General features: G+C 67.6%; 13 protein-coding genes. 11 read left to right on the top strand and 2 right to left on the bottom strand.

Annotation, left to right across the window (positions count from 1 at the left end; translation table 11 throughout):
- The first annotated feature begins 602 nt into the window (after positions 1 to 602).
- Positions 603 to 1,913, top strand: coding sequence for a TRAP transporter large permease (locus ASC95_RS27070; protein WP_057300817.1), 1,311 nt, complete (start codon positions 603 to 605; stop codon positions 1,911 to 1,913).
- Here the strand turns inward: ASC95_RS27070 and ASC95_RS27065 are convergent.
- Together ASC95_RS27065 and ASC95_RS27060 are read right to left on the bottom strand one after the other, a co-directional pair.
- Complete coding sequence (locus ASC95_RS27065) at positions 1,885 to 2,274, bottom strand: VanZ family protein (RefSeq protein ID WP_057300816.1); 390 nt, start codon at positions 2,272 to 2,274, stop codon at positions 1,885 to 1,887. The genes ASC95_RS27070 and ASC95_RS27065 overlap by 29 nt on opposite strands.
- A 39-nt stretch (positions 2,275 to 2,313) precedes the next feature.
- Positions 2,314 to 4,638: a hypothetical protein gene (locus ASC95_RS27060; RefSeq protein ID WP_057300815.1), complete on the bottom strand. Its 2,325-nt coding sequence runs from the start codon at positions 4,636 to 4,638 to the stop codon at positions 2,314 to 2,316.
- Positions 4,639 to 4,779: 141 nt separating this feature from the next.
- Here ASC95_RS27060 and ASC95_RS27055 point away from each other — a divergent pair, with 141 nt between their 5' ends.
- From ASC95_RS27055 to ASC95_RS27010, 10 genes are all read left to right on the top strand, one after another.
- Positions 4,780 to 5,160 carry a hypothetical protein gene (locus tag ASC95_RS27055; protein ID WP_057300814.1) on the top strand — a complete coding sequence of 127 codons (381 nt, stop codon included), beginning with the start codon at positions 4,780 to 4,782 and terminating at the stop codon, positions 5,158 to 5,160.
- 127 nt (positions 5,161 to 5,287) lie between these two features.
- Positions 5,288 to 7,381 (top strand): 3-hydroxyacyl-CoA dehydrogenase NAD-binding domain-containing protein, encoded by a 2,094-nt coding sequence (locus ASC95_RS27050; protein WP_057300813.1) that lies wholly within the window; start codon positions 5,288 to 5,290, stop codon positions 7,379 to 7,381.
- Between the two features lie 30 nt (positions 7,382 to 7,411).
- Positions 7,412 to 8,587, top strand: a complete 1,176-nt coding sequence (locus tag ASC95_RS27045) for an acetyl-CoA C-acyltransferase (protein WP_057300812.1) — start codon at positions 7,412 to 7,414, stop codon at positions 8,585 to 8,587.
- 26 nt (positions 8,588 to 8,613) lie between these two features.
- On the top strand, positions 8,614 to 9,009 hold the full coding sequence (locus ASC95_RS27040; protein ID WP_057300811.1) for a PaaI family thioesterase: 396 nt from the start codon (positions 8,614 to 8,616) through the stop codon (positions 9,007 to 9,009).
- 3 nt (positions 9,010 to 9,012) lie between these two features.
- Positions 9,013 to 9,432, top strand: coding sequence for a PaaI family thioesterase (locus ASC95_RS27035; protein WP_057300810.1), 420 nt, complete (start codon positions 9,013 to 9,015; stop codon positions 9,430 to 9,432).
- Between the two features lie 2 nt (positions 9,433 to 9,434).
- Positions 9,435 to 11,231, top strand: a complete 1,797-nt coding sequence (locus ASC95_RS27030; protein ID WP_057300809.1) for an acyl-CoA dehydrogenase — start codon at positions 9,435 to 9,437, stop codon at positions 11,229 to 11,231.
- Positions 11,232 to 11,242: 11 nt separating this feature from the next.
- A complete protein-coding gene (locus ASC95_RS27025) occupies positions 11,243 to 12,034 on the top strand; it encodes an SDR family oxidoreductase (protein ID WP_057300808.1) in 792 nt (263 codons plus the stop codon).
- Positions 12,035 to 12,041: 7 nt separating this feature from the next.
- Positions 12,042 to 12,479: a PaaI family thioesterase gene (locus ASC95_RS27020; protein WP_057300807.1), complete on the top strand. Its 438-nt coding sequence runs from the start codon at positions 12,042 to 12,044 to the stop codon at positions 12,477 to 12,479.
- A gap of 268 nt (positions 12,480 to 12,747) precedes the next feature.
- Entirely contained in the window at positions 12,748 to 12,993 is a 246-nt protein-coding gene (locus ASC95_RS32610; RefSeq protein ID WP_057300806.1) for a YXWGXW repeat-containing protein, read from the top strand.
- 281 nt (positions 12,994 to 13,274) lie between these two features.
- The gene (locus ASC95_RS27010) at positions 13,275 to 13,916 is read left to right on the top strand and encodes an RpiB/LacA/LacB family sugar-phosphate isomerase (RefSeq protein ID WP_057300805.1); all 642 of its coding nucleotides are present in this window, start codon (positions 13,275 to 13,277) and stop codon (positions 13,914 to 13,916) included.
- Positions 13,917 to 13,941: the final 25 nt, after the last annotated feature.

The raw sequence follows: 13,941 nt of genomic DNA, 5'->3' as shown, positions 1-13,941 counted from the left end.
AGGCCCAGCCGGGAGTTCGCCCCGGCGGGCGACCTACTTTTTGGGCGACCAAAAAGTAGGCAAAAAGTCGCCCCCGAACCGCCCGCCCCTCGCACAGCGAGGGGTCCCCTGCGGTGCGCCGTCCTTGAGGCCCCGCGCAAAACTCCCGTCGCGGCCCAAGGGCCGCTGTGGTCAAACAATTGCGCGGAGTCAGAGCTTGAAGCGTGCTGGCGCACGCGGCCTCAAGGCCGTGCGCTCCTCGGCGGGACTCAAAGGGGGAGTGAACGAACAGCCCGCACCAGCCGTCTGATGCGTTTGGCGGTTGGTTGTTCGGCTGTTTGGGATTCCCCCTTTGAAACCGCCGAGAAGCACAGGAGACCGAGGCGCGCGCCTTGGCGCGCTTCAACAACTGATTCCGCGCAACTGTTTGACCAGAGCGTAGCGGCGGGAGTTTTGCGCGGGCCTCGGTCTTCGAGCATCGCAGGGCACCCACCCGCCTTGCGGGTGGGCGGTTTCGCAGGGGCGATTTCTTTGCCTACTTTCTTGTTCGCACAAGAAAGTAGGTCGCCCGCCCGGGCGAACTCCGGGCATGGGCCTATGCATCAAGCCAACTTCGGGAACAGATGACCAGCGGCCTCATCATCTTCGGCCTGATGCTCGCGCTGATGGCCCTGCGCGTGCCTATCGCTGCGGCCATGTTCATTCCCGGTGCCCTGGGCTATGCCTGGATGAGCAATGACGCGGCCCTGCTGAATCTCATCAAGGGTTCGGCCGTCGCGCGGCTGACGGTCTACGAACTCTCCGTCATCCCGCTCTTCCTGCTGATGGGTCAGTTCGCCACGCAGGGCGGGCTGTCCAGGGCGCTGTTCCGTGCCGCATCTGCCTGGGTCGGCCACTGGCGCGGCGGCCTGGCCTTTGCGGCCATCCTGGCGTCGGCCGCCTTCGGCTCGGTCTGCGGCTCGTCGGTGGCCACCTGCGCCACCATCACCCAGGTGGCCTATGGCGAGATGAAGGCCGCGGGCTATCACGGGCGCCTGTCCACCGCCGTGCTGGCGACAGGTGGCACGCTGGGCATCCTGATCCCGCCATCGGTGCCGCTGATCGTCTACGCCATCCTGACCGAGCAGAACATCGCCAAGCTGTTCGCGGCCGCCTTCATCCCCGGCCTGATCGCGACGGCGGGTTATCTCGCCGTCATCGCCATCACCTGCAGGCTGAGGCCGCATCTGGCCGTGCCGGGACCGCGCCACAGCTGGAGCGAGCGCTGGCACGCTTTGTTGGGCGTATGGCCGCTGCTGGCGATCTTTGTCGTCGTCTTCGGCGGTATCTATGGGGGCTGGTTCAGCCCGACCGAAGGTGCATCCATCGGTGCGCTCGCGACGCTGACGAGCGGACTGCTGTCCGGCGAGTTGCGCGGCGATGGACTCAAGCGCGCGCTGCTGGGCACGGCCGAGACGACGGCCATGGTCTTCATGATCTTCCTCGGCGCCGACATGATGAATTCGGCGCTGGCTCTCACGCTGATGCCCACGCACTTGGCGCAGTGGGTCGGCGGGCTGCCCGTGCCGCCGCTGGCCATCGTCGCCGGCGTGCTGGCCTTCTATGTGGTGCTCGGCTGCGTGATGGACGAGCTGTCCATGCTGCTGCTGACCATCCCGGTCATCTTCCCGACCATCATGGGCCTGGACCTGTTCGGCCTTGCGCCGGAGCCCAAGGCGATCTGGTTCGGCATCCTGGTGCTGATGACGGTGGGCATCGGCATGCTGGCGCCGCCGGTAGGCCTGAATGTCTATGTCGTCAACGGCATGGCGCGCGACGTGCCGATGAACGAGACCTACAAAGGCGTCATGCCCTTCCTGGCCAGCGATGTGCTGAGGCTGCTGCTGCTGCTCTTCGTGCCCGCCGTCACCGTCGGCGTGCTGCGCTGGCTGTGATGGGCCAGGCTGCCAGCAGACCCAGGGCGATGCCGACGCTGTCGGCCACCACGTCGTGCCAGTCGGCCTCGCGCGGCGGCAGAAAGCTCTGTGCAATCTCGATGGCGATACCGTAGCCCACCAGGGTCATGGCCAGCCAGATCCACTGCCGCGGCCGCTGCCACAGCGCCCAGACGCCACTGAAGGCCAGCGCGGCGAAGGCGAGGGCATGGTTGGACTTGTCCCAGCCGGTGGTGATGGTCTTGGGGGGGGCCGGGCTCAGGGCCAGGCAGGTGATGACGATGAGCATGACGGCGAGCAAGGCGCGCCAGAGCGCGCGGCGCTGCGGCGCGCTGCAAAGGTTGAGGATGAAGCTAGGCATGGCGGGCGGCATTGTGGCCGGCCCGCGTGTCGCCAGGCTTCACTTCATCTGCAGCATCCAGCCTTTGACCTGACGCAGATGGGCCACCAGCTGGGCCTGCGCCGCGCCGACGGCCGGGTCGGTGGCATTGAGCTTCTCCAGCAGGGCCGCGTCGATCAGCTCGCGCGAGGCCGAGTTCAGCATCCAGTTCATTGACGGCTGGCGCCGGCCCGGCAGCGCAGGCATGCGCAGCTCTGCCACCTGGCCGCAGCCGCCAATGCGCTTGATGAGCTCGACTGCCGAGTCCCGTGCGCGGGCGCCGTTGCTGTTCAGGATGCCCTGCGCTGGCGCCACGACCTCGTTCAGGCCCATGTGGGTGGCGCGGTAGCGGCGCCCGTCCAGCGGCTGCGCATCGGCTGCGGTGGGCGCGTCGCGGCACAGCCAGTCGTCGACCTGCGAGCTGCTGTTGACCAGCAGCAGCAGGCGCAGCCGCGAGCGGTCCAGGATGCCTTGGGCGGCACAGTTGTCCTCGGGCTTGCAGGCCTTGAGCCGCCCGCTGGCTTCGAGGTCGCGCAGCAGGTCGGAGAGCAGCAGTGTCGCGCTGGCTTCGACGTAGCCGCCATCGCCCAGACGGTCCCAGACGCGGCCGGTGTCGCCGTTGTCCTCATCCTTGTGCGCCTCCTTGAAGAGGACGGCTGCGGCAGGGCTGATGTAGGGAAAGCGGGCACTGTTGTGCACGGCCTGGGCCAGCGTCATGCGCTCGACCTCCAGGCCGAGCGAGGGGTCGAGCAGGTCGATGCCATCGCCACCGGCCAGCAGGAAGTCGGACTGGTAGACCCGCTGGCCGCGCGACAGGGCCGTGGTGTTCATGGCGAGCAGCGGCAGCCATTCGGCGTCGGTGGCGCGGCCATGCAGGGCCGTCATGGCCGCTGACCAGGGGTTGGGATGGGCGGTCGGGCGCAGCGGACATTGCTGGGCCAGGCTCCTGGGCCAGTCATGCGTCCAGACCTTCTCCAGGCCGAGAGATCGGTCCGCACCGGCGACGGCCAAGGGCAGGAAGCGCTGCACCAGGTCGGGGTAGAGCATGTCGCCCACCGGCGTGGCGAGATGGTCGCGGCCAGTGAAGTCGCGCACCAGCTTCCAGGGCGTGCAGTTGGCAGCATCGACTGCCTGGCGGCGCGCGTCCACGGCGGCGACGAAGCTGGCCGCGCCCAACGCCCCACCCGAGGTGCCGCTGATGGCGAAGACGGAGTCGGCGAAGTTGACGCCTTGTTGTTCGCCGAGATCCTGCAGACGCGCAAGCGACGCGCTGCCCCAGTAGGCCGCGCGCGAAGCACCGCCGGCCACAGCGACGATCACGAGCGGCCGCTTGCCGTCGGCGCCGGCGGTGCGCAGCCAGGTCTGGACCCAGGCGTCTGCCGGCTGGCGCTGCACGATGGCGTTGGCCGCGCTGCGTTCGGGGTCGGCCACGCGGTGGTTGTCGTTCAGCGGCGCGAAGGCGACGAAGAGCAGCAGCGGCAACGGCGTCAGCGGCATGCGGATCAAAGCCTTGGGCACATAGGTCAGCAGGATGCCGCCAAAGACGATCCAGCTGCCCATGGCCAGCAGCACCAGGGCCGGTGAGCCGATGGCGCGCGCCGTGCCCTCGGGCCAGGCCACGAGGGCGGCGAACACGCCCCACTGCAGCAGCAGCACCAGGGTGACAAGCACGCGCGACGGCGTGCTCATGCGGTCTTCGCGCTCCAGCAGCGCGATGGCCTCGCGCCGGCCATCCAGCGCGAGCCAACGCGCCAGCCGCGAACCCGTGCCGAGCTTGAGCAGCCAGGCGCGCCGCTTCCAGACAAAAAGTGCCAGCCCCGCCGTGACGCCCAGCAGCGCGACGCCGATCAGGCGCTCGCGCGTCTGCATCAGGAAAAAGATCGCGATGGGCAGGCCGCCGCCAAGGATGAGCCCGCGCGGCAACCAGCGACGCAGCCCGTCGGCAAAGCGCGGGTTCATGCACTCACCCAGCGTGTCGGGCTTGAAGCGGCGGTCCAGCAGCAGCCGGCTCACATACCAGGCCAGCAGCAGCCACAGGCCGAAGGCGAAGACGAGGATGGCGGTCTGTGCACTGCCCACTTCCAGCGACAGCAGCGTCTCGCGAGCCTGTTCAAGGCCGAGCAGCACCACGATGCCGGCGATGACGATGCCGACCGGAAAGGCGCACAGCCCCAGCACGCGCAGCAGATAGAGCATCCACGGCACGTCGCCCTCCGTGGCCGGCGCTGTGGAGGGCAGTTCCGGCGGCGGTGGCGGCGCAGGCTCTTCGGATTTCGGCGGTGGCGGCGGCGAAAACTGCGGCGGCGGCGCGGGATCGCGGGGTGGGTAGACGACCGGAATCAGCATGGCCCGCACTCTAGCCCCGGGGCGCATGGTGACCAAGGTCGGTACAGGGGCGTAGCCCCTCGTGGGAAACCCTTGCAGGGCAGGCGCTACGCCTTCAGATCGATACAGTCCTCAGGGACAACGGTGTCAGGGGAGAGAAAAATGGACAACGGTCAACTGTTGCAGTTGGTGGGCGGATTCGCGGTGGGCGGCCTGGTGGCGGGAGGTGCCGTCTACGCCTGGGCGGCCAAGCGGCTCAAGCGCGAGCACGAGCGTGTGACGCATGTCGAGCAGGCGCGCCAGCTGGGTGCCCAGCAGCTCACGCAGGCGCGCAAGCAGGTCGAGCAACTGCAGCGCGAGAACCATGAATTGAGGCTGGCCGTGCGGCCCGCGCCGCGCCAGGCTCCAGCGCCGGAAGTGGCGGCGCCGGACCCCGCCGAGGCAGCTCGCCTTTACGCCGAGTCCAAGCTGAACCCGCCGACGGCCGAGCCAGCACCGAAAACGTTCAAGGACACGGTGGTGATGCCGCGCTCCCAGTACTAGGGGCTCCCACGGCTTTGTCACTGCCGGGACAAGACTGCGGCAAGCCGGCTGCCTAGAATCGAACGGTCGTTCTATTCTGGGCCGGCTGCGGGAGACGCGGCATGGCCCGCCAACCGAGGTCGTGCCCATGACAGCCCATTACGAAGTTCGCGGCAGCGTTGCCGTGATCACGCTCGACAACCCGCCGGTCAACGGCCTGGGTTTTGCCACCCGTGCCGCCGTTGCGGCCGGCGTGGAACGTGCCGAAGCCGATCCGGCCATCACGTCGCTCGTCATCACCGGCGCCGGCAAGGCCTTCTCGGGCGGCGCCGACATCAAGGAGTTCGGCTCGCCCAAGGCCCTGGCCGAACCGAACCTGCTGAGCCTGATTTCCGTCGTCGAGAGCTGCAGCAAGCCGGTGGTCGCGGCCATCCACACGGTGTGCATGGGCGGTGGCCTTGAGCTATCCCTGGGCTGCCACTACCGCGTCGCGCAGACCGGCACCAAGGTCGCGCTGCCCGAAGTGAAGCTGGGCCTGCTGCCTGGCGCCGGAGGCACGCAGCGCCTGCCGCGCGCGCTGGGCGTGGAGCCCGCGCTGAACATGATCGTCAGCGGCGAGCCGGTCGAGGCGCAGATGCTGGCCATGGTCCCGGGCCAGAAGCTGTTCGACAAGATCGTCGACACCAACGTGATCGACGCGGCGGTCAAGTTCGCTGAAGAAGTCTCCGAGAAGCGCCCGCTGCCCAAGGTGCGAGACCTGAAAGCCCGCCACCCCAACGCCGAGGCCTACTTCCAGTTCGCCCGCAACATGGTGGGCGGCATGAGCAAGAACTTCCCGGCACCGTTGCGCTGCCTGGAGACCGTGGCCAGTGCCGTCAACATGAAGTTCGACGACGGCATGCGCGCCGAGCGCGAGGGCTTCATGGCGTTGATGCTGACGCCCGAGTCCAAGGCGCTGCGCCACCTGTTCTTCGCCGAGCGCGTGGCCAGCAAGATCTCCGACGTGCCCGAAGACACGCCGCTGCGCACCATCGCCAAGGTGGGCGTCATCGGCGCCGGCACGATGGGTGGCGGCATCTCGATGAACTTCCTGAATGCGGGCATCCCGGTCACCATCCTGGAGACCAAGCAGGAAGCCCTGGACCGCGGCGTCGCGACGATCAAGAAGAACTACGAATCGCAGGTCAAGAAGGGCAAGCTGAAGGAAGACAAATACGCCCAGCGCATGGCGCTCTTGAGCACGACGCTGAACTACGCCGACCTGGGCGATGCCGACCTCATCATCGAGGCGGTGTTCGAGGAGATCGGCGTCAAGGAGGCCGTCTTCAAGCAGCTGGACGAAGTCGCCAAGCCCGGCGCCATCCTGGCGTCCAACACCTCGACGCTGGATGTCGACAAGATCGCTTCCTTCACCAAGCGCCCGCAGGACGTGGTGGGCATGCACTTCTTCAGCCCAGCCAACGTGATGAAGCTGCTGGAAGTGGTGCGCGGCAAGGAAACCGCCAAGGATGTGCTGGCCACGGTCATGGCCATTGGCAAGAAGATCAAGAAGACGGCTGTCGTGTCGGGCGTCTGCGACGGCTTCATCGGCAACCGCATGATCGAGCAGTACAGCCGCCAGGCCGGCTTCCTGCTCGATGAAGGCTGCACGCCGCAGCAGGTCGACAAGGCCGTCGAGAAGTTCGGCTTCGCGATGGGTCCGTTCCGCATGGGTGACCTGGCGGGCAATGACATCGGCTGGGCGATCCGCAAGCGCCGCGCTGTCGAGCGCGCCAACATGAAGTACTCGGCGAGCGCCGACCGTCTGTGCGAGCTCGGCCGCTTCGGCCAGAAGACCGGCGCCGGCTGGTACGACTATCTGCCCGGCAAGCGCGACGCCATCCCGTCGCCGGTCGTCGACGAGATGCTCGCCAAGCACCGCGAAGCCATCGGCGCCAAGAAGCGCGACATCAGTGATGAGGAGATCGTGCACCGCCTGGTGTTCGCTCTCGTCAACGAGGCCGCGCATCTGCTGGAAGAGGGCATCGCCCAGCGCGCGTCGGATGTGGACATGGTCTACCTGACCGGCTACGGCTTTCCCATCTTCCGCGGTGGCCCGATGTGCTACGCCGACACCCTCGGCCTCTTCAACGTCGTGCAGGCAATGAAGCGCTTTGCCAAGAACCCGATGGATGACGGTGCGTTCTGGACGCCCGCCCCGCTGCTGGCCCGCCTCGTGGCGGAAGGCAAGAGCTTCACTTGATCGCAGCGCGCGACTGACAAGGAACAAGACATGAGCAACGCACTGATCGTCTCCACCGCCCGCACGCCGCTCGCCAAGAGCTGGAAGGGCGCGTTCAACATGACCCATGGCGCGACGCTGGGTGGCCACGCCGTCAAGGCAGCCGTCGAACGCGCCGGCATCGATGGCGGTGCCATCGAAGACGTGCTGATGGGCTGCGCCACGCCCGAAGGCGCCACCGGCTCCAACATCGCGCGCCAGATCGCGCTGAAGGCCGGCCTGCCCATCACGGTGAGCGGCGTCACCATCAACCGCTTCTGTTCCAGCGGCCTGCAGACCATTGCGATGGCCGCGCAGCGCATCATTGCCGGCGAGGGCGACGTCTACATCGCCGGCGGCGTCGAGAGCATTTCCTGCGTGCAGCAGGAGGCCAACAAGCACATGCTGGTCGACCCGGCGCTGATGAAGCTCAAGCCTGAGATCTACTGGAACATGCTGCAGACCGCCGAGAACGTGGCCAAGCGCTACAACATCTCGCGCGAGCGCATGGACCAGTACGGCGCCGGCAGCCAGCAGAAGGCCTGCGCCGCCCAGGCCGCCGGCAAGTTCGCCGACGAACTGATCTCGGTCACGACGACCATGGGCGTGGCCGACAAGGTCATGGGCCTGATGAGCAAGGAAGTGACCATCAGCGCCGATGAGGGCCTGCGCGAGGGCACCACTTATGACGCCATCAAGGACCTGCGCTCCGCCATGCCCGGCGGTCTGATCTCGGCCGGCAACGCCAGCCAGTTCAGCGACGGTGCCGGCGCCTGCGCGCTGGTCAGCGAGCAATACGCGTCCACGCACAACCTCAAGCCCATTGGCCGCTTCCTCGGCTTTGCCGTGGCCGGTTGCGAGCCCGACGAGATGGGCATCGGCCCGGTGTTCGCCGTGCCCAAGGTGCTCAAGAAGCTGGGCCTGACGGTTGCCGACATCGACCTGTGGGAGCTGAACGAGGCCTTCGCCGTGCAGGTGCTGTACTGTGCCGACACGCTGGGCATCCCTATGGACCGCCTGAACGTCAACGGCGGCGCGATTGCCGTCGGCCACCCCTACGGCGTGTCGGGTCAACGCTTGACGGGCCATGCCCTCATCGAAGGCAAGCGCCGCGGTGCCAAGCGCGTCTGCGTGACGATGTGCATTGGCGGCGGCATGGGCGCGGCGGGCGTTTTCGAGGTGCTGTGAGCGTCAGTCCTGAACAGTTCCTTGCGATGGGCCGTGAGGTCCTTGCCAAGCAGCCGTTCAGCGTGCTGCTCGGCGCGGAACTCGTGGCGCTCACGCCGGGCAAGGTCGACCTGCAGCTGGCGCTAAAGCCCGAGCACCGGCAGCAGGACGGCTTTGCCCATGGCGGGATCGTCAGCTACCTTGCCGACAACGCGTTGACCTATGCCGGCGGCACCGCGATGCAGGTGCCCGTGCTGACCTCGGAATTCAAGATCAACTACGTCCGCCCGGCTGTGGGCGAGCGTCTGATTGCTCGCGCCAGCGCCGAAGCCGTCAGCAAGACGCAGGCGGTGTGCCGCTGCGAGGTCTTCGCGGTCAAGGACGGCGCCGAGAAGCTTTGCGCGCTGGCGCAAGGCACCATCGTCCGCAGTTCGGGCGACTGAGCCATGCAGGTCGACCTCGACACGCTGCGCGGCTTCTTCCGTTCGGCGCCCTTCATGGCCGACCTGGGCGTGGAACCGACGGCCGTGGAGCCCGGCCGCGTCAGCACGCAGCTCGTCATCGCCCAGCGCCACTGCCAGCACACCGGCGTCGTGCATGCCGGCGTCATCGCCGCGCTGGCCGACCACACGATGGGCGCTGCGGCACAGACGATGGCTCCCGATGGCCATTGGGTGCTGACGGCCGAGTTCAAGACCAGCCTGTTGCGCGGCGCTGCCGGCGAGCGGCTGGAATGCGAGGCTTGGGTTCTAAAACCCGGCCGACAAGTTTCTTTCACCGAGGCCGAGGTGTACGCGGTGGCGACGGGCGGCGAGCGCAAGCTGGTCGCCAAGGCCAGCGGCACCATGGCCATCACCAAAGCCTAGCCATGCGCGAGACCCTCGAGTTCCTGCTCTACGACTGGCTTCATGCCGGCGAGCTGACGGCGCGTGAGCGCTTTGCCGACCATTCACGCGAGACCTTCAACGCGGTGCTCGACACCAGCGAACGCATCGCCCGCGAGAAGTTCGCGCCCATCTATCGGTTGCTCGACACCGAGGAACCCCGCTTCGACGGCGAGCGCGTGCACCTGCCCGCGGCGACGCTCGACGCGGTCAACGCCCACGTGGCCTCGGGCCTGCTGGCGGCGGCCAAGGACTACGACGTCGGCGGCATGCAGCTGCCCTGCCTGGTCGAGACGGCGGCGCATGCCTTCCTGAGCAAGGCCAACGTGGCCGTCGGCTCCTATGCCGTGCTGACGACCTGCAACGCCAACCTGCTGATGGAACACGGCAGCGAGCGCCAGCGCGAAGTGTTCGCCAAGACGCTGCTGGCCGGCCAGTGGTTCGGCACCATGTGTCTGTCGGAGCCGCAGGCGGGCTCGTCGCTGTCCGACGTGGTCACCCGCGCCGAACTGGAGAACGCCGACGATCCGCTCGGCCCGCGCTACCGCTTGCGCGGCAACAAGATGTGGATCTCCGGCGGCGAGCACGAGCTGCGCGAGAACATCGTGCACCTGGTGCTGGCCAAGATCCCGGGGCCGGACGGCAAGCTGATCCCCGGCACCAAGGGCATCTCGCTGTTCATCGTGCCCAAGCAGATGGTGGGCACCGACGGCCAGCTGACCGGCGAGCGCAACGACATCGCACTGGCCGGCTTGAACCACAAGCTCGGCCACCGCGGCACGACCAACTGCCTGCTGAACTTCGGTGAAGGCAAGTTCCAGCCGGAAGGCAAGGCGGGCGCCGTCGGCTACCTCGTCGGCAAGCCTCAAGAGGGCCTGCGCTGCATGTTCTTCATGATGAACGAGATGCGCATCGGCGTGGGCCTCGGCGCCGTCATGCTGGGCTATGCCGGCTATGAAGCCAGCCTGGAGTACGCCAAGCAGCGGCCGCAGGGGCGTGCCATGACGACGGCCGGCAAGGACGCGGCCAGCCCGCAGCGGCCCATCATTGAACACGCCGACGTGCGCCGCATGCTGCTGGCGCAGAAGAGCTATGTCGAAGGCGGCCTGGCGCTGGAGCTGTACTGCGCCCGCCTCGTCGACGAGCTGAACACGGGCGACGCCAAGGCCGAGGCGCAGGCGCTGCTGGACGTGCTGATCCCCATCGCCAAGAGCTGGCCGAGCGAGTGGTGCCTGGAGTCCAACTCCCTGGCCATCCAGGTGCTGGGCGGCTATGGCTACACGCGCGACTTCCCCGTCGAGCAGCTCTGGCGCGACCAGCGCCTGAACATGATCCACGAGGGCACGCACGGCATCCAGGCGCTGGACCTGCTGGGCCGCAAGGTGGTGCAGCAGGGCGGGGCGTCGCTGGCCGCGCTGGCCGCGCGCGTGCAGCAGACCATCGAGCGAGCCATGCAGACCGACTGGGCGCCGCAGGCCAATCAGCTCGCCGCGGCGTTGGCGCAAGTCGGCGGGGCCACCAAGAAGGCCTGGAGCACAGGCGAGCCCGAGGAGGCGCTGGCCAACGCCACGCCCTACATGCAGGCCTTCGGGCACACCGTGCTGGCCTGGTTGTGGCTGGACGTGGCGCTGGCCGTCAGTGACGGCAGCGACTTTGCCCACGGCAAGCGCGCCGCCGCCCGCTACTTCTTTGCCTACGAGCTGCCCAAGATCGGCGCCTGGCTGGACGTTGTCGCCCGCCGCGAGCCGCTGTGCCGCGACATGAAAGCCGAATACTTCTAAGGAGACTTTTGATGAGCACCAAGGTTCAAGACCTCTTCGACCTGAGCGGCCAGGTGGCCCTCGTCACCGGCGGCTCGCGCGGCCTGGGCCTGCAGATCGCCGAAGCGCTGGGTGAAGCCGGCGCCAAGATCATGCTGACGTCGCGCAAGGCGGCCGACCTGGAGGAGGCCGCGGCCCACCTGCAGGCGCGCGGCATCGACACGCGCTGGGTGGCGGCCGATGCGTCCAAGCCCGAGGAGGCGCAGCGCGTCGTCATGGAAACCATGGAGCGCCTGGGCCAGATCGACATCCTCGTCAACAACGCCGGCGCGAGCTGGGGCGCGCCCGCTGAGGAGCACCCGATCGAGGCCTGGGACAAGGTCATGGACCTGAACATCCGCAGCCTCTTCGTCTTCGCCCAGGCGGTGGCCAAGGCCAGCATGATCCCGCGCAAGTCGGGCCGCATCATCAACGTGGCCTCCATCGCGGGCCTGGGCGGCAACTCGGCCGTCATGAAGACCATTGCCTACAACACCAGCAAGGGCGCGGCCGTGAACTTCACGCGCGCGCTGGCCGGCGAGTGGGGCCAATACGGCATCACCGTCAACGCGCTGGCGCCGGGCTTCTTCCCGAGCAAGATGACCAAGGGCCTGATGGCGACCATCGGTGAAGAGCAACTCGCTTCCCACTCGCCGCTGAACCGCATCGGCGATGACGACGATTTGAAGGGCGCGGCCCTGCTGTTTGCGTCCAGGGCCGGCAAGCACATCACCGGCCAGATCCTGGCGGTCGACGGCGGCGTGTCGGCCATCCACGGGGGATGATCGGGCGATGGAGTTCCCGGTCCACATCCCTTTCGTCCAGCAACTCGGCTTCACGCTGCATTCCGTCGGCGACGGCGAGGCCGAGCTGCGGCTGACGATCAGCGAGCAGCACCTGAACTCCTGGCGCGTCGCCCACGGCGGCGTGGTGATGACGCTGCTGGACGTGGCGATGGCGCATGCCGCCCGCAGCGTGAACCGGCACCTGCCGGACCTCGGGCCTGGCGTCGTCACGGTGGAGATGAAGACCAGCTTCATGCGCCCCGGCGAGGGCGAACTGCGCGCGATGGGCAAGCTGCTGCATCGCTCCACGACCATGGCTTTCTGCGAGGGCTCGGTATTCGGTGCGGGTGACAAGCTCTGCGCTCATGCGACGGGCACCTTCAAATACCTGCGCGCTCTGCCGGCGGGCCGGCAGTTGAAGCCGCTGGGTGGTGAAGGCGACTGAGGCGCTGCGGCAGGCCTCACCCGCCTTCGATCAGTTGGACGCTTTGCACAACTTTGCGGCACGACGGGCGCTTGTCCGACCACCGCGCGTCGGGGCCAGTCGTTGAATGACCTCCTGCAACTTGGAGATCGTCATGCTCAACAGAACCATCATCGCTTCGTGCCTGGTCGCCAGCTGTGCCTTTGGTGCAGCAACACTCCCGACCGCAGCCGCGGCACAGGTCAGTGTGTCCATCCGGACCGCTCCACCGCCTCCCCGTCATGAAGTGATGCCGGCTGCACGCCGGGGCTATGTTTGGGTGCCCGGCTACTGGAATTGGAACGGCCGCCGCCACGTCTGGCAGCAGGGCGTCTGGGTGAAGGAGCGCCGCGGCTATCTGTACAACCAGCCCGCCTGGGTGGAACGCGGTGGCCACTGGGAACTGCGGCGCGGCGGTTGGGCCCGCGGCGACGCGGACCGCGACGGCGTGCCCAACGGTGCCGACCGCCGGCCCAACGATCCCTATCACCGCTGATGCTGCGGAGCCCGCCTCTGCCGCGGGCTTGAGTGGCTTTATGAAACGGCGTTCCAATATTTGACGCAAGTGGCACAATGGCGCCAGCGCCAGCGCCTCCCTTCCGGGGTGCGCGGTTGGCCAGGTTGCTCCATCGGGACCATGCAGTCCCGGCCTTTCGAGGCGGACGCCTGGCATGACGGCCCGCGCTCGAGCCCCTCTGGCTCGGGCAGCCGCGGCCCATGCAACCGGGGTGGCCTGTGCCGCTCCAGCCCCCATTCCGCTACCGAAAGCCACCCGCCATGAAGATCGCCCTCATCATCGAGAACAGCCAGGCCGCCAAGTCCGAGATCGTCCACAGCGCCCTCAAGACCGTCGCCGAGCCGCTGGGCCACAGCGTCCACCACTACGGCATGTACACGCCCGAGGACAAGGCCTCGCTCACCTACGTCATGAACGGCCTGCTGGCCGGCATCCTGCTGAACTCCAAGGCCGCCGACTTCGTCGTCACCGGTTGCGGCACGGGCATGGGCTCCATGCTGGCCTGCAACAGCATGCCCGGCGTGTTCTGCGGCCTCGTCATCGACCCGACCGACGCCTTCCTGTTCGGCCAGATCAACGACGGCAACTGCATGTCCATGCCCTACGCCAAGGGCTTCGGCTGGGCCGCCGAGCTGAACCTGCAGGACTGCTACCGCAAGCTGTTCGAGAACGAGCGCGGCGCCGGCTACCCCAAGGAGCGCGCGGCCATCATGGCCAAGAACCGCGGCATCCTGAAGGACCTGAAGGCCGCTTCGTGCAAGGACATGCTGACGACGCTGAAGGCCGTCGACCAGGACCTGCTGAAGGCCGCCGTGTCGGGCGAGAAGTTCCAGGAGCTGTTCTTCACGAACTGCCAGGACGACGCCATCGCCGCCCACATCAAGGGTGTCCTGAAGTCTTGAGTTCGACTGCGACGGTCTCGCGGGC

It is taken from the genome of Pelomonas sp. Root1217 (genome assembly GCF_001425705.1).
In the GTDB taxonomy this organism is placed as follows: domain Bacteria; phylum Pseudomonadota; class Gammaproteobacteria; order Burkholderiales; family Burkholderiaceae_C; genus Pelomonas.
Note: the sequence above shows the minus strand (reverse complement) of the source record. Positions and strands in the feature narration are given on the sequence as shown.